Source organism: Streptomyces sp. WM4235 (assembly GCF_001279725.1).
Taxonomy (GTDB): Bacteria; Actinomycetota; Actinomycetes; order Streptomycetales; family Streptomycetaceae; genus Streptomyces.
In genome coordinates this window covers 56,608-72,533 of the sequence record NZ_LGDE01000447.1, presented here as the reverse complement: position 1 = coordinate 72,533, position 15,926 = coordinate 56,608, and the positions used below count along the sequence as shown (strand labels likewise).

At 71.8% G+C, this 15,926-nt stretch carries 18 protein-coding genes; 9 read left to right on the top strand and 9 right to left on the bottom strand.

All coding sequences use genetic code 11. From position 1 onward, the window contains the following. The first annotated feature begins 40 nt into the window (after positions 1-40). The 3 genes from ADK55_RS30545 to ADK55_RS30540 all read left to right on the top strand — a co-directional run bounded on the left by ADK55_RS30545 (position 41) and on the right by ADK55_RS30540 (position 2,069). A complete protein-coding gene (locus ADK55_RS30545) occupies positions 41-997 on the top strand; it encodes a cytochrome c oxidase assembly protein (RefSeq protein WP_053683308.1) in 957 nt (318 codons plus the stop codon). Between the two features lie 32 nt (positions 998-1,029). Continuing rightward, positions 1,030-1,188, top strand: a complete 159-nt coding sequence (locus tag ADK55_RS39340) for a hypothetical protein (protein WP_199826668.1) — start codon at positions 1,030-1,032, stop codon at positions 1,186-1,188. A gap of 155 nt (positions 1,189-1,343) precedes the next feature. Beyond that, the gene (locus ADK55_RS30540; protein ID WP_053683306.1) at positions 1,344-2,069 is read left to right on the top strand and encodes a lysophospholipid acyltransferase family protein; all 726 of its coding nucleotides are present in this window, start codon (positions 1,344-1,346) and stop codon (positions 2,067-2,069) included. A 32-nt stretch (positions 2,070-2,101) separates the two neighbouring features. On the opposite strand, the gene ADK55_RS30535 is transcribed toward ADK55_RS30540, so the two are convergent. From ADK55_RS30535 to ADK55_RS30505, 7 genes are all read right to left on the bottom strand, one after another. Beyond that, complete coding sequence (locus ADK55_RS30535; RefSeq protein WP_078999585.1) at positions 2,102-3,775, bottom strand: alpha/beta hydrolase; 1,674 nt, start codon at positions 3,773-3,775, stop codon at positions 2,102-2,104. A 194-nt stretch (positions 3,776-3,969) separates the two neighbouring features. Continuing rightward, the gene (locus ADK55_RS30530) at positions 3,970-4,749 is read right to left on the bottom strand and encodes an urease accessory protein UreD (RefSeq protein WP_053683304.1); all 780 of its coding nucleotides are present in this window, start codon (positions 4,747-4,749) and stop codon (positions 3,970-3,972) included. Then, positions 4,746-5,435: an urease accessory protein UreG gene (ureG, locus tag ADK55_RS30525; protein WP_053683302.1), complete on the bottom strand. Its 690-nt coding sequence runs from the start codon at positions 5,433-5,435 to the stop codon at positions 4,746-4,748. Before ureG ends, ADK55_RS30530 begins: the two co-directional genes overlap by 4 nt. Before the next feature lie 29 nt (positions 5,436-5,464). After that, the gene (locus ADK55_RS30520) at positions 5,465-6,139 is read right to left on the bottom strand and encodes an urease accessory protein UreF (protein ID WP_053683299.1); all 675 of its coding nucleotides are present in this window, start codon (positions 6,137-6,139) and stop codon (positions 5,465-5,467) included. Positions 6,140-6,170: 31 nt separating this feature from the next. Further along, positions 6,171-7,892, bottom strand: coding sequence for an urease subunit alpha (locus ADK55_RS30515; protein WP_053683297.1), 1,722 nt, complete (start codon positions 7,890-7,892; stop codon positions 6,171-6,173). Further along, positions 7,885-8,196, bottom strand: coding sequence for an urease subunit beta (locus tag ADK55_RS30510; RefSeq protein ID WP_053683295.1), 312 nt, complete (start codon positions 8,194-8,196; stop codon positions 7,885-7,887). Before ADK55_RS30510 ends, ADK55_RS30515 begins: the two co-directional genes overlap by 8 nt. A 14-nt stretch (positions 8,197-8,210) precedes the next feature. After that, a complete protein-coding gene (locus tag ADK55_RS30505) occupies positions 8,211-8,513 on the bottom strand; it encodes an urease subunit gamma (protein WP_053683293.1) in 303 nt (100 codons plus the stop codon). A 305-nt stretch (positions 8,514-8,818) separates the two neighbouring features. Between ADK55_RS30505 and ADK55_RS30500 the strand changes: the two genes are divergently transcribed. Next, a complete protein-coding gene (locus ADK55_RS30500; RefSeq protein WP_053683291.1) occupies positions 8,819-9,211 on the top strand; it encodes a VOC family protein in 393 nt (130 codons plus the stop codon). Between the two features lie 72 nt (positions 9,212-9,283). Here ADK55_RS30500 and ADK55_RS30495 read toward each other — a convergent pair whose 3' ends face one another. Continuing rightward, positions 9,284-9,733, bottom strand: a complete 450-nt coding sequence (locus ADK55_RS30495) for an ATP-binding protein (RefSeq protein WP_053683289.1) — start codon at positions 9,731-9,733, stop codon at positions 9,284-9,286. A 197-nt stretch (positions 9,734-9,930) separates the two neighbouring features. Here ADK55_RS30495 and ADK55_RS30490 point away from each other — a divergent pair, with 197 nt between their 5' ends. Next, complete coding sequence (locus ADK55_RS30490; protein WP_053683288.1) at positions 9,931-10,812, top strand: helix-turn-helix domain-containing protein; 882 nt, start codon at positions 9,931-9,933, stop codon at positions 10,810-10,812. 12 nt (positions 10,813-10,824) lie between these two features. Further along, positions 10,825-11,046, top strand: a complete 222-nt coding sequence (locus ADK55_RS30485; protein WP_053683286.1) for a DUF397 domain-containing protein — start codon at positions 10,825-10,827, stop codon at positions 11,044-11,046. 23 nt (positions 11,047-11,069) lie between these two features. On the opposite strand, the gene ADK55_RS30480 is transcribed toward ADK55_RS30485, so the two are convergent. Beyond that, a complete protein-coding gene (locus ADK55_RS30480) occupies positions 11,070-12,242 on the bottom strand; it encodes an 8-amino-7-oxononanoate synthase (RefSeq protein WP_053683284.1) in 1,173 nt (390 codons plus the stop codon). 155 nt (positions 12,243-12,397) lie between these two features. Between ADK55_RS30480 and bioB the strand changes: the two genes are divergently transcribed. Genes bioB through bioD form a run of 3 tightly spaced genes read left to right on the top strand, consistent with a single transcriptional unit; the run spans position 12,398 to position 15,712 of the window. Then, the gene (gene bioB / locus ADK55_RS30475; protein WP_053683282.1) at positions 12,398-13,651 is read left to right on the top strand and encodes a biotin synthase BioB; all 1,254 of its coding nucleotides are present in this window, start codon (positions 12,398-12,400) and stop codon (positions 13,649-13,651) included. Next, a complete protein-coding gene (locus ADK55_RS30470) occupies positions 13,644-14,987 on the top strand; it encodes an adenosylmethionine--8-amino-7-oxononanoate transaminase (RefSeq protein ID WP_053683280.1) in 1,344 nt (447 codons plus the stop codon). Before bioB ends, ADK55_RS30470 begins: the two co-directional genes overlap by 8 nt. 5 nt (positions 14,988-14,992) lie before the next feature. Next, complete coding sequence (gene bioD, locus ADK55_RS30465) at positions 14,993-15,712, top strand: dethiobiotin synthase (RefSeq protein WP_053683278.1); 720 nt, start codon at positions 14,993-14,995, stop codon at positions 15,710-15,712. The last annotated feature ends 214 nt before the right edge of the window (positions 15,713-15,926 follow it).

Genomic DNA, 15,926 nt, shown 5'->3' with positions numbered 1-15,926 from the left:
ACTACTGTGGTGGGGCATCACGGGTCGAGGGAGTGAACAGATGGATCACAGCGGGCACGGCATGGACATGAACATGGACCTGCCGCCCTTCACTCTCGGACGGGGTCTGGAGTTCTCCTTCGACGCCTTCTTCCTGTTCGGCTCGCTGTTGGGGCTCGCCCTGTACGGGTGGGGGGTGCTGCGACTGCGGCGACGCGGGGACGACTGGCCGTTGGGCCGCACGATCGCCTTCACCGTCGGCGTACTGACCGTGATCCTGGTGATGTGCACCAAGCTCAACGACTACGGCATGGTCATGTTCAGCGTGCACATGGTCCAGCACATGGTGATCAGCATGATCACCCCGATCCTGCTGCTGCTGGGCGCCCCCATGACGCTGGCGCTGCGCGCGCTGCCGCCGGCCCCGCGCGGCACCAAGGGTCCGCGCGAGCTGCTGCTGATGCTCCTGCACAGCCGCTACATGAAGGTGATCACGCACCCCGCCTTCACCATCCCGATGTTCATCGCCAGCCTCTACGGGCTGTACTTCACGCCGCTCTTCGACTTCCTGATGGAGTCCAGGACCGGGCACATCGCGATGATGGTGCACTTCCTCGCCGTCGGCGTGATCTTCTTCTGGCCGATCATGGGCGTGGACCCGGGCCCGCACCGCCCCGGCTACGTGATGCGCATGTTGGAACTCTTCTCCGGCATGCCCTTCCACGCCTTCTTCGGCATCGCCCTGATGATGGCGAGCGAGCCGATGATCAAGACGTACGCGGACCCGCCGGCCTCCCTCGGCATCGACGCGCTGCTCGACCAGCAGTGGGGCGGCGGCATCGCCTGGGCCTTCAGCGAGATCCCGTCCGTGCTCGTGCTGATCGCACTGGTCTATCAGTGGTACCACTCCGAGCAGCGGGCCGCGAAGCGGTCCGACCGGGCGGAGGACCGCAACGGTGACCAGGAGCTGGAGGCGTACAACTCGTATCTCGCCTCGCTCCAAGCGCGTGGCCGGTAGCGCGATCACGACTTCTGGCGCCACCATGGGGCATGACCGGATCCGTGAAGACGATGGCCGTCATGACCTTCGCCGCCCTGGTGGCGATCGGCGCCTACTCCGCCACCATCGGCAGCAACGGCTGGCTGTGGTTCGCCTGGGTGGTGCTGGGGCTGCTGACCGTCGCCATGGCCGCCTCCCGCAGCGCCTGAGCCCCGCCGCGCGCCTCCCGCGGCGTGCCCGTCCGGCGCCGCGCCGGTGCGTTGGCCGACGCCCCCGTCGAAGCTCCCCCCTCCCGCCCCCTCTGCCTCAGGGCTGACTGTCCGTACCATGGCGGTGACAACGGGGCATCGACGGGAGCTGCCTGGTGTTCTACCACTTGCTCAAGCACGTGTTCCTCGGTCCGCTGCTGAGGCTGCTGTTCAGACCGCGGATCGAGGGGCTGGAGAACATCCCCGCGGAGGGCGCCGCGATCATCGCGGGCAACCACCTCTCCTTCTCGGACCACTTCCTGATGCCCGCGATCCTCAAGCGGCGCATCACCTTCCTCGCCAAGGCCGAGTACTTCACGGGCCCCGGGGTCAAGGGCCGGCTGACCGCCGCCTTCTTCCGCAGCGCCGGACAGATCCCGGTGGACCGCTCCGGCAAGGACGCCGGACAGGCGGCCCTGCGCGAGGGCCTCGGAGTGCTGGCCAAGGGCGAGCTGCTCGGCATCTACCCGGAGGGCACCCGCTCGCACGACGGACGGCTGTACAAGGGCAAGGTCGGAGTGGCCGCGATGGCACTGGGTGCCGGGGTGCCGGTGGTGCCCTGCGCGATGGTCGGCACCTTCGAGATCCAGCCGCCCGGGCAGCGGATCCCGAAGATCCGGCGCGTCACGATCCGCTTCGGCGAGCCGATGGAGTTCTCGCGGTACGCCGGAATGGAGTCCGAGCGGGCCGTGCTGCGGGCCGTCACCGACGAGATCATGTACGCGGTGCTGGGCCTCTCCGGCCAGGAGTACGTCGACCGGTACGCCGGCGAGGTGAAGGCCGAGGAGGAGGAAGCACGGAAGAAGGCCCGGCGCGCAGGACGCGCCAGGCCTTCTCCGTGATCTGATCGTGGAACCTCCGTCACCGGCCGCGACTAGCGGACGGCGGGGAGCTCCTCACGCGCCGGGAAGTCCGCACCAGGGGTCTTGGCGAGGGACTTCGCGGCGGCCGGGGCCGGGGCGACGGGCGTGGCGTGCGGTCCGCACTTCACGTCCTTGGCGTCGACCTTGCCCGTGAGCAGGTAGGTGTCCACGCGGGTGTTGATGCAGGGGTTCACCAGGCTGGTGACACCGTGCGAGCCCGCGTTCTGCTCGGTGATCAGGCGCGAGCCGCCGAGCTTGCGGTGCAGGGAGACCGCACCCTCGTACGGGGTGGCCGCGTCACGCTCGGACTGGACGATCAGGACCGGCGGCAGACCGCGCTTGGCGCTCGCGCCGACCTCGATCGGGTTGCTCTGCTTGGACTTCCAGGTCGCGCAGGGGAGGTTCATCCACGCGTTGGACCAGGTCAGGAAGGGGTACTTCTTGTGGAGCTTGGTGTTGTCCCGGTCCCACTTGGCCCAGCTGGTCGGCCACTTGGCGTCGGCGCACTCGACCGCGGTGTAGACGGCGTTGCTGTTCTCGGAGGCCGCGTTGCCGGCGAGGTCGGACATGTCCGGGGCGATGGCGTCGACCAGCGCCTGGGTGTCACCGGCGATGTACTTGCTCCAGGTCTGGGCGACGGGCACCCAGGAGGAGTCGTAGTACGGGGCGCCCTGGAAGAAGCCGATGAGCTCGGCCGGGCCGACGACCCCGCCGATCGGGTTCGCCTTGGCGGCGGCGCGCAGTTCCTGGTACTTCGCCTCGACCTTGGCCCGGGTGTTGCCGATGTGGAAGACGGAGTCGTTCTTGGCGACCCAGTCCTGCCAGTCGTTCCACCGGGTCTGGAAGGCCACGTCCTGGCCGAGGTTGGCCTCGTACCAGATGTTGTCGACGGCCGGGTCGACCACACTGTCGACGATCATGCGGCGCACGTGGTTCGGGAACAGGGTCGCGTAGACCCCGCCGAGGTAGGTGCCGTAGGAGACGCCGAGGTAGTTCAGCTTCTTCTCGCCGAGGGCGGCCCGGATGACGTCCAGGTCGCGAGCGGTGTTCGGCGTGGTCATGTGCGGCAGCATCTCGCCGCTGCGCTCCTTGCAGCCGTCCGCGTACTCGGCGGCGAGCTTGCGCTGGGCGCGCTTGTCGGCCTCGTTGGACGGGACCGGGTCGGCCTTGGGGGCCTTGACGAACTCCTGCGGGTCGATGCAGGAGATCGGCGCGGAGTGGCCGACGCCGCGGGGGTCGAAGCCCACGAAGTCGTACGCCTTGGAGGTGTTGACCCACAGCGGGCTCTTGGTGGTGACCCGGCGCGGGAAGCGCATGCCGGAACCGCCGGGACCGCCGGGGTTGTAGACGAGGGCGCCCTGGCGCTCCTCCTTCGTGCCGGTGCTGCCGATCCGGTCGACCGCGAGCTCGATGGTCTTGCCGAACGGCTTGGCGTAGTCGAGCGGGACCTTGACCCAGCCGCACTGGATCGGCTTCTCGAAGCCCCAGTCGGCGGGACAGTCCTTCCACTCGATCCCCGTGCGGGCGGCGCGGGCGGCGGCGATCTGGACGCCGATCGCCTCGGCGTGCCCGCCGCCGTCGCGGCCGGCGGTGGCCGCGGTCGCGGACGGCGCCAGCAGCAGGCTCGCCGCCAGCGTTCCGGTGATCAGTGTGGCGGCGCTGCCCAGCGCCGCGGTGCGTATCACGTGGTTGTTCCCCCTGCGTCATGTGCCGCCGTGGGCGGCCGGGTTCGGTCTGTTTCGGTCGTCGGCGTGCAGGGGGATCCTTTCGCCTGACCAGCACCGGGCAACAGTGCGCGGGTCGGTTCTTTGCCAACCCGATAACCGGAAAGGCGTGTACCGCTGAGCGGTGTCCGGTTCGCCCCGGCTCCGCCCTCCCGTCACCAGCCGTACGTCACGCGGGCCGCGTCGAGGAGTTCCCGCAGCCGGAGCGCGTCCGGGGCGAGGGCCGTCACCAACACGGCCGGCCCCGGCAACGGAGTCACCACCGCGAACTCGCCGAGCACGGCGGCGGCGGGCGGCGTCCGCTCGAACCCGGGATCCACGATCAGCAGTTGACCCAGTGCCCGGTGGCCCGCGAGTCCGGCCGGACCGTCCCAGCCGCCGGGTGCTCCCGGGCCGCAGGCCACCTCCTGATCCAGCAGCGGCCGGCCGGCCCGGTCGACGGTCAGCCGGCTGCGCAGCAGGCCCGGGACCTCCCCGCTGCGGCCGAGCACCTGCTCCTCGCGCAGCAGCAGCCGTGCGGTGGAGGCCAGTTCGACGCGGGTGGTGACCCGCAGGTCACTGCCGCGCACGGACACGAGCGGCTCGGGCAGCCACCGCACCCGCGCCTCCTCCGCGAGGGTCAGCCGTACGTCGTACCGCGCGGGTTCCCCGCCCCGGCCGGGCAGCGCCAGGGTGGCCGCCGCCGAGCGGAGCCCCAGCCGGGCGCCCGGCCCGACGCTCGCCTCGACGGTGAGGTGGTCGCCGCCGAGCGGGGCGCTCATGGCGCCGACCAGCATCACCTCGGCCTCGGCGGCAACGCCCCGCACGCGGCGCAGCGCGAGCGGTCCCTCCCCGGCGAGCAGGGGCAGCGCGGTGCCGCCGCGCCCGTCACGGACGGCGCCGATCCGGGCGGTGGCGCGCAGCCCGAGGGCGGGTACCGCCGGGGCGCCGGTCACCGTACGGCCGTCCAGGCGGCGATCCGCTCGCGCACCCAGTCGGCCACTGGGGCGACTCCCTCGGGCCCGCGCAGGGACTGGAAGGCGACGGGAAGTTCACCTCGTTGTTCGGCGGCGTCCCGAGCCATCCGCTCCAGGTCGGAGCCGACGTGGGGGGCGAGGTCGGTCTTGTTGACGATGAGCAGGTCGGCGGTGGTGACTCCGGGGCCGCCCTTGCGCGGGATGTCGTCACCCCCGGCCACGTCGATGACGAAGATCTGGGCGTCGACCAGGCCTCGGGAGAAGGTGGCGGTGAGGTTGTCGCCCCCGGACTCGACGAGGATCAGGTCGAGCGGGCCGACGGTCTCCTCCAGTTCCTCCACGGCTTCCAGGTTGGCGGAGATGTCGTCGCGGATGGCGGTGTGCGGGCAGGCGCCCGTCTCGACGGCGGCGATCCGCTCGGGCGGCAGGACGGCCTCGCGGAGCAGGAACTCGGCGTCCTCGCGGGTGTAAATGTCGTTGGTGACGACGGCCATGGACAGCTCCGCGCGCAGCGCCCGGCACAGCGCGGCGACGGTGGCGGTCTTGCCGGAGCCGACGGGCCCGCCGAGGCCGAGGCGCAGGGCGCGGCGGGTGCCGTCCCCGCGGACGGGGTCGGCGCCGTGGGTGTGGCGGTGGGGGTAGGTCACGGCGTGGTCGAGGTGCACGGGTTCTCCTGGGGGTGTGGGGAGGCTGGTCAGGACGCGAAGAGCCGTACCGGCCAGGCGGCATGGACCTGGGCCGAGATGTCCAGCAGCGGCGAGGAGGCTGCGGGCAGTGCTCCCGTTCCCTCGTCGCGGGCGCGCCGGGCCGCCTCGGTGGCCCGCGCGGACACGGCGTCGAGCTCGGGTGCGAGTCGGGCCAGTACGGCGCTCGCCTCGAAGGGGTCGAGGCCGAGCAGGCGCACGGTCGCGGTGGCGGGCCCGCTGACGCTCTCGTACGCGGCCACGTGCGCGGCGTCCGAAGGCCCGAGTCCGGCCGCCCGGGCGGTGACGCCGAGGACCACGGGCTGGTGGGCGCCGCGCGGGAAGGCGGCGGCCAGGGCGTCCAGTTCGCCGGCCGGCCAGGTCGCGCGGGCGGCCCTCAGCAGTTGCCTGCCGAGCCTGCGCGCGGCGGTGCGCAGTGCGGGCGAGGGGGTGCGGGCGTCGGCGGCGGCGTCGAGTTCGACGGGGTCGAGTCCGAGGGCGGCGGCGGCCGCGAGCCCGGCGGCGACGAGCCCGGAGGTGTGCAGCCGGCCGCGGCAGAAGTCGGCGAGGGTGGCTGCGTCGTGGATCCGGCCCGCCTTGCAGGCGGCCTCCGCCCCGCCGGAGTGGGCGTGCCCTCCGGCGGGGAAGCGGCCGTCCGCGAGGACGAGCAGCGCGGCGAGGCTCATCGGGTGCGGCCCCCGGTCGGGCGGGCGCGCATCAGAAGAGGAAGTATCGCTGGGCCATGGGCAGTTCCGTCGCGGGCGCCGGCTCCACGACCTCCCCGTCGATGCTGACGGTGAAGGTGTCGGCGTCCACCTCGACCCTCGGCATGGCGTCGTTGTTGCGCATGTCGGCCTTCGTCACCTTGCGGGTGCTCTCGATGGCCGTGAACCGCTTGCCGAGTCCGAGCCGTTCGGGCAGTCCGTCGTCCAGCGCGGCCTGCGCGGTGAAGTTCAGGGAGTTCAGGGCGGGGGCCCGCCCGAGATGGCCGAACATGGGGCGGGGCAGCACCGGCTGGGGGGTGGGGATGGAGGCGTTGGCGTCGCCCATCTGCGCGTAGGCGATCTGGCCGCCCTTGATGACCAGTTCGGGCTTGACGCCGAAGAAGGCCGGCTGCCACAGCACCAGGTCGGCCAGCTTGCCGGGTTCCACCGAGCCGATCTCGCGGGCGAGGCCCTGGGCCACGGCCGGGTTGATCGTGTACTTGGCGACGTAGCGGCGGGCGCGGTGGTTGTCGGCCGGTCCGTCGCCGGGCAGGAATCCCCGCCGTTTCTTCATCACGTGGGCGGTCTGCCAGGTGCGCATGATCACCTCGCCGACGCGGCCCATGGCCTGGGAGTCGGAGGAGATGATGGAGATGGCCCCGAGGTCGTGCAGGACGTCCTCGGCGGCGATGGTCGAGGGTCTGATCCGCGATTCGGCGAAGGCGAGGTCCTCGGGTACCGCCGGGTTGAGGTGGTGGCAGACCATGAGCATGTCGAGGTGTTCCTCGACGGTGTTGACGGTGTGCGGCCGGGTCGGGTTGGTGGAGCTGGGCAGTATGTTCGGCTCGGACACCACGGTGATGATGTCGGGTGCGTGCCCGCCGCCCGCGCCCTCGGTGTGGTACGAGTGGATGGTGCGGCCGGCGATGGCGGCGAGGGTGTCCGCGACGAACCCGGCCTCGTTGAGCGTGTCGGTGTGGATGGCCACCTGGGCGCCGGTCTCCTCACAGACTCCCAGGCAGGCGTCGATGGCGGCGGGGGTCGCCCCCCAGTCCTCGTGGATCTTGAATCCCAGGGCTCCGCCGCGCAGTTGGGAGTACATGGCCTCGCGGGACATGGTGTTGCCCTTGCCGAGCAGGCCGATGTTGACGGGGTAGGCCTCCAGCGCCGCGAACATCCGCGCCAGGTGCCAGGGTCCGGGCGTGACGGTGGTGGCCTTGGAGCCCTCGGCGGGTCCGGTTCCGCCGCCGACGAGGGTGGTGATGCCGGAGGCGAGGGCCTCGTCGATGACCGTCGGGGAGATGAAGTGGACGTGGGCGTCGATGGCGCCGGCCGTGACGATCTTCCCGTTGCCCGCGATGATCTCGGTCTCGGGGCCGATGACGAGGGCGGGGTCCACCCCGTCCATGGTGTCGGGGTTGCCGGCCTTGCCGATGCCGCAGATCCGGCCGTCCCGGATGCCCAGGTCGGCCTTGACGATGCCCCAGTGGTCGAGGACGACGACGCCGGTGATCACCGTGTCCGGGGCGCCCTCGGCGCGCGTGGTGCGCGCCTGGCCCATGGATTCGCGGATGACCTTGCCGCCGCCGAACACGGCCTCGTCACCGGAGCGACCGGGTCCGCCGCTCAGGTCCTCCTCGATCTCCACGAAGAGGTCGGTGTCGGCGAGCCGGATCCGGTCACCCGCCGTCGGCCCGAACAGGTCGGCGTACACCTGGCGTGACAGCTCAGCCATCGAGGGGTCCCCCGGTCTCCCCGCGCAGCCCCGGCACGGTCCGCAGTCCGCCCAGCGGTACGAGTTCCACCGCGACCGGGATGCCCGGCTCGAAGCGGACCGCGGTACCGGCGGCGATGTTGAGGCGGAGCCCGCGGGCGGCGGAGCGGTCGAAGTCGAGGCCCGGATTGACCTCGGCGAAGTGGTAGTGCGAGCCGACCTGAACGGGTCGGTCGGCGGCGTTGAGCACGGTGAGACGGGTGACGGCACGGCCCTCGTTGAGGCGCACCGGACCGTCCCCGAAGCGGATTTCGCCGGGGATCATGCGGGGACTCCTCCTCAGACGATCGGGTCGTGGACGGTGACGAGCTTGGTGCCGTCCGGGAAGGTCGCCTCGACCTGCACGTCGTGGATCATCTCGGGGATCCCCTCCATGACCTCCTCGCGCGCCAGCACGGTACGGCCGGAGGCCATCAGCTCGGCCACCGTCCGCCCGTCCCGGGCGCCTTCGAGGATGTGCGAGGTGATGAGGGCCACCGCCTCGGGGTGGTTGAGGCGCACCCCGCGCGCCCTCCGCTTCTCGGCCACGTCCGCCGCCACGTGGATGAGCAGTCTCTCCTGCTCGTGCGGTGTCAATTGCACTCGTATCACCATGCTTCCGGGACAAGATCAACGCCGCGCCGACGCGACCCTATCGGCCGTCAACACTTTGTTGACCTGGGCATTTCCGTGCCAAGCGTGTCTTGTCCAACGCAGAGGGAGGCTTTCCGTTCCGATCACCGTCGCTTTGCCGGCGCATGGGTGATCATTGACGGAAGGCCGCGGACGCCCACGCTAGGGTCCGTAGTTTTCCGCCGCGTTAACGCACGTTTCGTGGAGGCACCCGGTTCGCCCGGCGCGGCGCCTCCGCCAGGTTCCGTATACGGAAGCTTCCTTCGAGGAGAGTCATGTTTCTCAACCCGGTCCGCCACATCACCTTCGACGCCCTCGACCCCTACAAAATCGCCGAGTTCTGGTCGGCCGTGACCGGTTACCCGATCCATCCGGACGACGTGGAGGGCGACGACGAGATCCTGCTGGAGCCGGGACAGCCCGGTGTACCGGGTCTGCTGTTCATCCGCGTGCCGGACGCCAAGTCCGTGAAGAACCGGGTCCACCTGGACATCCAGCCGCCCACCGGGACGCGCGACGAGACCGTCGCGCGGCTGACCGGGCTCGGGGCGCGGATCGTGGACGACCGGCGGGACGAGGACGGGGTCCTCGGCTGGGTCGTGCTCGCCGACCCCGAGGGGAACGAACTGTGCATCGAGCGCAGCGCCGAGGAGCGCGCCGGCTCCTGAGTCGGGTCGTCGCGGGGCCCCGCCCCGCGGGGCCCTCGGCTCGCCGCCTCCCCGGCCCGCGGGCCGGTCGCGTCAGCAGCCGGTGGGGGCCGTCGTCGCGGCGACCACGGTCCACGGCAGCGCGATCCACACGGTCTTGCCACCGTCCTCGGTCGGGGTGACCGACAGCCGCCCGCCCGCCTCGGCGGCCAGCCAGCGGATGATGACCATGCCCCGCCCGTTGTCCTGCTGGACCGCCGCGGGGAGCCGCCGGGGATGGCGCGGGTGACTGTCCGTCACGCCGACGCGCAGCCATTCACCGCGCTCCAGCCGGACGTCGACGGTGAACGTGGGCGACTGACCGCGCGTGTGCTGGACCGCGTTGGTCGCGAGTTCCGAAACGATCAGCCGCACGGTGTCGGCCGTCTCGGATTCGTCGGGCAGTCCCCAGTCGCCGAGCACCTCCGCGACGTACCGGCGGGCAGCGGCGACCGAGGCCGGGTCGCTCGGCAGAGTGACGGATGCTTCCTGGTGATCTGCCATGGCGACGTCCCTTTCCCACCGGGGCGTAACCGTCCCGGATCTACGCTGAGCGCCAGAGTGTCACCCATCGTGCCGCCGTTTCTGCCGATCTCCCAAGATATGCATATATCTGTCGCTCAATGCGGTGAACTCTGCTACGCAAGAGCGTATTCGGACGGCAGACTGGTGCGAGCTGTGCCGGTGGAAGGAGAGCGGGTATGCAGCACGGTCCCGCGGTGCGCCGACGCAAGCTCGGCGAGGAACTGCGTGCGCTCCGTGACCGGTCCGGACTCACCAGCGGTGAGGCGGCCCGGATCGTGGGATGGCATCAGTCGAAAATCAGCCGCATCGAGACGGGTCGCAGTGGCGCGAAGACAGCGGACATCCGGCTGCTGCTCGACGCCTACGGTGATGTGGTCAGCACGCAGCAGCGGGCCCTGTTGGAGGCCCTCGGGGCCTCGGCGGCGGGCTCGGGAGCGGGCGACGCCGCGCGCGGCCGGCAGTGGTGGCACGACTATCGGGGGCTGTTGCCGCAGGAGTACCGGGACTTCATCAGCCTGGAGGCCGGCGCCCGCGCCGCCCGGACGGTGGAACTCTCCGTGGTTCCGGGTCTGTTGCAGACGCCCGGATACGCACGCGCCGTGACCAGGGCGGCCCTGGGCGGGCTGCCCGAGCCGAAGGTGGACGCGCTGGTCGACGTACGGCTGGCCCGGCAGTCGGTGTTGCGGGCCGATCCGCCGCTCCAGCTGAGCGCCGTACTGGACGAGGCGGTGCTGCGGCGCCAGATCGGGGGGCCGGGGGTGATGGAGGAGCAGCTGCGACATTTGGTGGAGGTGGCTCTGTTGCCCCAAGTGCGGCTCCAGGTACTACCGTTCAGCGTGGGGGGGCATCTCGGCCTTACCGGACCGTTCGTCATCTTCTCATTTCCGAGCATCGCCGATCTGGATGTGGTGGTCCTCGACCATTTGACGAGTAGCCTCTATCTGGAGCGGAAGGAAGACCTCGAGGCGTACAGCGCCGCGTTCCGCACCATCCAGGCGCACGCCCTCCCGCCGCAGGACTCGTCGGATCTCATCAGCTCCATCGCTGACGACGCGTAAGGAGGCACCCCCGTGTCCGCAACCCCCTTATCCACCAGCGGACTTCTGATCAGCGCGCGGTGGCGGCGGAGCAGCCGCAGCACCGGAATGAACAACTGCGTGGAAGCGGCTGTCCTCGGTGGCGGCCTGCTGGCCGTCCGTGACTCCAAACGGACGGACGGCCCGGCCGTGCTCTTCACCGGGCCGGCCTGGCAGGGCTTCCTCGCATCCGTACGGGCGGACGCACACGTCTGACGCCCGTACGGATCGCTCCCGCACTACAGGCCCGCGGCTCCGGCGGGAGCGGTACGAAGGATCACCTCGACGGCCCGGTCGATCTCCTCCCCCGTGAGATTCGCCCGGGCGGTCAGCCGCAGCCGGGAGATGCCGTCCGGTACGGACGGCGGCCGGAAGCACCCCACGAACAGTCCCGCCTCACGGCAGTCGGTGGCCCAGCGCAGTGCCGCCGAGGCCGACGGGGCCCGCACCGACACCACGGCCGCGTCCGGCCTGGCCGCGGCCAGGCCGGACGCGGTGAGCCGCCCGTACAGCGCGGTGGCCACCTCCCGCACCCGGTCCGCGCGCTCCGGTTCCCGCTGGAGCAGACGCAGGCTCGCGAGCGCCGCGCCCGCCGCGGCCGGAGCCAGCCCGGTGTCGAAGATGAAGGTCCGGGCCGTGTTGATCAGGTGTCGGATCACCTTCGCCGGGCCGAGCACGACCCCGCCCTGGCTGCCGAGGGACTTCGACAGGGTCATCGTCGCGACCACGCCGGGCGCGCCCGCCAACCCGACGGCGTGCAGCGCGCCCCGGCCGCCCTCGCCCAGGACACCGAGCCCGTGGGCGTCGTCCACGACCAGTGCCGCGCCCTCGTCGCGGCAGGCCGCCGCGTACGCGCGGAGCGGGGCGGCGTCCCCGTCCACGGAGAAGACCGAGTCGCTGACCAGCAGGGCACGGCCCTCGTGCCCGGCGAGCGTCTTGCGCGCGATGTCCGCGTCGCCGTGCGGGGTGACCGCGATCCGGGCTCGCGAGAGGCGGCAGCCGTCGACGATCGAGGCGTGGTTCCCCGCGTCGGAGACGACGAGCGTGTCCCGGTCGCTGAGGGCGGTGACCGCCGCCAGGTTGGCCGCGTACCCGGAGGAGAGGACCAGTGCCGCCTCGAACCCGCAGAAGGCCGCCAGCTCCTCCTCGAGCCGGGCATGAAGCTCGGTCGTACCCGTCACCAGGCGTGATCCAGTGGCTCCCCCGCCCCAGCGCTCGGCCGCCTCCCGCGCGCCGCGGATCGTCTCGGGATGCCGGGAGAGACCCAGGTAGTCGTTGCCGGCGAGGTCCAGGAGCGGCGAGTCGGACGGCCTCGGGCGCAGGGTCCGCACCAGTCCTGCCTGCTCACGTGCCCGCTCCTCGCCGTCGATCCAGGCGAAGACGTCCTCGGGCTCCGGGGTGTGCTCGGTCATCGGCGGTCCTCGCGTTTTGTCGGCTGTCGACAGATCTGCTCGACCCTAGCCGCCGCCGCTCAAGGGGTAGATGTGGCGATCCACACACTCCGATCTGGCCATGTTGTCTGATCTCTCCTTGGCCGGGAGTACCGGTGTGGGCCAGGATCAGCGTCATGGACCTGCTGAACACCCTGGTGGACAAGGGGCTGCGGCGCGAGCTGCCGACCCGCGAAGAGGCGCTCGCCGTACTGGCGACCTCGGACGACGAACTGCTCGACGTGGTGACCGCGGCCGGCAAGGTACGCCGCCAGTGGTTCGGCCGTCGCGTGAAGCTGAACTACCTGGTCAACCTGAAGTCGGGCCTCTGCCCGGAGGACTGCTCGTACTGTTCCCAGCGCCTGGGTTCGAAGGCGGAGATCCTCAAGTACACGTGGCTGAAACCCGAGGAGGCCTCCCAGGCCGCCGCGGCCGGCGTCGCGGGCGGGGCCAAGCGGGTCTGCCTGGTGGCGAGCGGACGCGGTCCGACGGACCGTGACGTCGACCGGGTCGGCAAGACGATCGAGGCGATCAAGGAGCAGAACGAGGGCATCGAGGTCTGTGCCTGCCTGGGTCTGCTCTCGGACGGTCAGGCGGAGCGTCTGAAGGACGCGGGTGCGGATGCCTACAACCACAACCTCAACACCTCCGAGGCCACGTACGGCCAGATCACCAAGACCCACACGTACGCGGACCGCGTCGACACGGTGCAGAAGGCGCACGCCGCCGGCTTGTCCGCCTGCTCCGGCCTGATCGCGGGCATGGGCGAGAGCGACGAGGACCTCGTCGACGTCGTCTACTCGCTGCGCGAGCTGGACCCGGACTCGGTGCCGGTCAACTTCCTGATCCCCTTCGAGGGCACGCCGCTGGCCAAGGAGTGGAACCTCACCCCGCAGCGCTGCCTCCGGATCCTGGCGATGGTGCGGTTCGTCTGCCCCGACGTCGAGGTCCGGCTCGCGGGCGGGCGCGAGGTGCACCTGCGCTCCATGCAGCCGCTGGCCCTGCACCTGGTCAACTCGATCTTCCTCGGCGACTACCTGACCAGTGAGGGCCAGGCCGGTCAGGCCGACCTGGACATGATCGCGGACGCCGGTTTCGAGGTGGAGGGCGCCGGTACGACGACCCTGCCCACGCACCGCGCCGACGCGGCGGCGGCGCCCGCCGCGGCCGGGGGCTGCGGTTCGCACGGCGGCGGCGCATCGCTCTGTGGCCCTTCCGGGACCGCGGACTCCGCCGAGGCGGCGGGCTGCGGTTCGGCGTGCGGCGGCTGCTCGGGGCACGCCGAACCGGCGGCTGCCTCCCGCGCCCGGGTGGAGCCCGGTGAGGTGCGCTCGGACCTGGTGTCGGTGCGTCGACGTGGCGCGGGGACGGACATCGCCCCCAATGCCTGATCAGCACCTCCCGCCGGACGATCGGCAAGACCCGCCGGACGCGCTGCCGCCGGCCGACCTGGTCGCGTTGGACCGGCAGCACGTCTGGCACCCGTACGGCCCGATGCCCGGCAGGCAGGATCCGCTGGTCGTCGCCTCCGCTTCGGGTGTCCGGCTGCGGCTCGCGACCCCCTCGGAGGGGCACGAGGAGCTGGTCGACGGCATGTCCTCCTGGTGGTCGGCCGTCCACGGCTACAACCACCCGGTGCTGAACGAGGCCGTGACCGCCCAGTTGGGTCGGATGTCGCACGTCATGTTCGGCGGGCTCACCCACGAGCCCGCCGTCCGTCTCGCGACGAGGCTCGTCGAGATCACCCCGGCCGGCCTGGAGCACGTGTTCCTGGCCGACTCGGGTTCGGTCGCCGTCGAGGTCGCCGTGAAGATGTGCCTCCAGTACTGGCGCTCCGTCGGCCGGCCCGGCAAGACCCGCCTGCTCACCTGGCGGGGCGGCTACCACGGGGACACCTGGCAGCCGATGGCCGTCTGCGACCCCGAGGGCGGAATGCACGAGCTGTGGTCGGGGCAACTGCCGCGGCAACTGTTCGCGGACGCCCCTCCGGCCGGGTTCGACGTGCCGGTGGACCCCTCGTACGTGGCCCACCTGCGCTCCCTGATCGCGGCGCACGCCGACGAGCTGGCGGCCGTGATCGTGGAGCCCGTGGTCCAGGGCGCGGGCGGGATGCGGTTCCACAACCCGGGCTACCTCGCCGTGCTCCGGGACCTGTGCGACGAGTACGACGTCCTCCTCGTCCTGGACGAGATCGCCACCGGCTTCGGCCGCACGGGCGCGCTGTTCGCGGCGGAACACGCCGGGATCACCCCGGACGTGATGTGCCTGGGCAAGGCCCTGACCGGCGGATACGTCACCCTCTCCGCGACGCTCTGCACCGAGCGGGTGGCCGACGGGATCTCCCGCGGCGAGGTGCCCGTGCTGGCCCACGGGCCGACGTTCATGGGCAACCCGCTCGCGACGGCGGTGGCGAACGCCTCGATCGACCTGCTGCTGAGCCAGGACTGGCAACGGGAGATCAAGCGCCTCGAAGCCGGCCTCGTGGCGGGCCTGGAACCGGCCGGGGCGCTTCCCGGCGTACAGGACGTCCGGGTCCTCGGCGCGATCGGCGTGATCCAGCTCGACCACCCCGTGGACATGGCCGCCGCCACCCGGGCGGCCGTCCGGGAAGGGGTCTGGCTGCGCCCGTTCCGCGATCTGATCTACACGATGCCTCCGTTCGTGACGGGCGACGCCGACGTGGCGCGCATCTGCCGTGCGGTGTGCGCAGCGGCCCGGGAGGGCTGACCCACATGACGATCCTGATGATCTCCGGCACCGGTACGGAAATCGGCAAGACGGTGACGACCGCCGCCATAGCGACGGCCGCGACGGCCGCCGGCCTGACCGTGGCGGTGCTCAAGCCGGCCCAGACCGGCGTCGGTCCGGACGAACCGGGCGACGCTGCGGAAGTCGCCCGGCTGGCCGGTCCGTCCGTGACCGCCGAGGAACTGGCCCGCTATCCCGAGCCCCTGGCGCCCGACACGGCGGCCCGGCGCTCGGGGCTCACCCCGGTCTCGCCACGAGCCGTCGCCGAGGCCGCGCACCGGCTCGACCTCTCCCACGACCTGGTCCTGGTCGAGGGGGCGGGTGGGCTGCTGGTCCGCTTCGACGAGGAGGGCAACACCCTGGCCGACGCGGCCCGCCTGCTCGACGCCCCCGTGCTGATCGTCGCCCCGGCGGGGCTCGGCACGCTGAACGCCACCACCCTCACCGCCGAGGCCCTGCGGGCCCGGTCGTTGACCCCGTGGGGCGTGGTGGTCGGCAGTTGGCCCGCCGATCCGGACCTGGCCTCGCGGTGCAACCTCGCCGACCTGCCGAAGTCCGCGGGTGTCCCCCTGATGGGCGCCGTCCCGCAGGGCTCGGGCGCGTTGGCCCCGGCCGAGTTCCGTACGGCGGCCCCCACGTGGCTGGGGCCGATGCTCCACGGCACCTGGTCGGAACCGGAGTTCCTGCGGACCTGGCAGCCCTGACCGCCGACCGGCGCTGGTCGCGCGGGAGCCCGAGGCGCCGGTCGTTCCGGCGCCCGAGGCGGATGGACCGGCGGCTCCCGTCGCGGCGTGGGGGCATGACGCGGGAAGGCGGCGCGCGGCCGCGCGGCGGCGGGCGTTCGGCCGTGCTCCCCCGGACGACTGTGCGCCCGCGCGGTTTCGCGGCCCTCCGAGGCGGGGAACAGCCCGGCAGGGC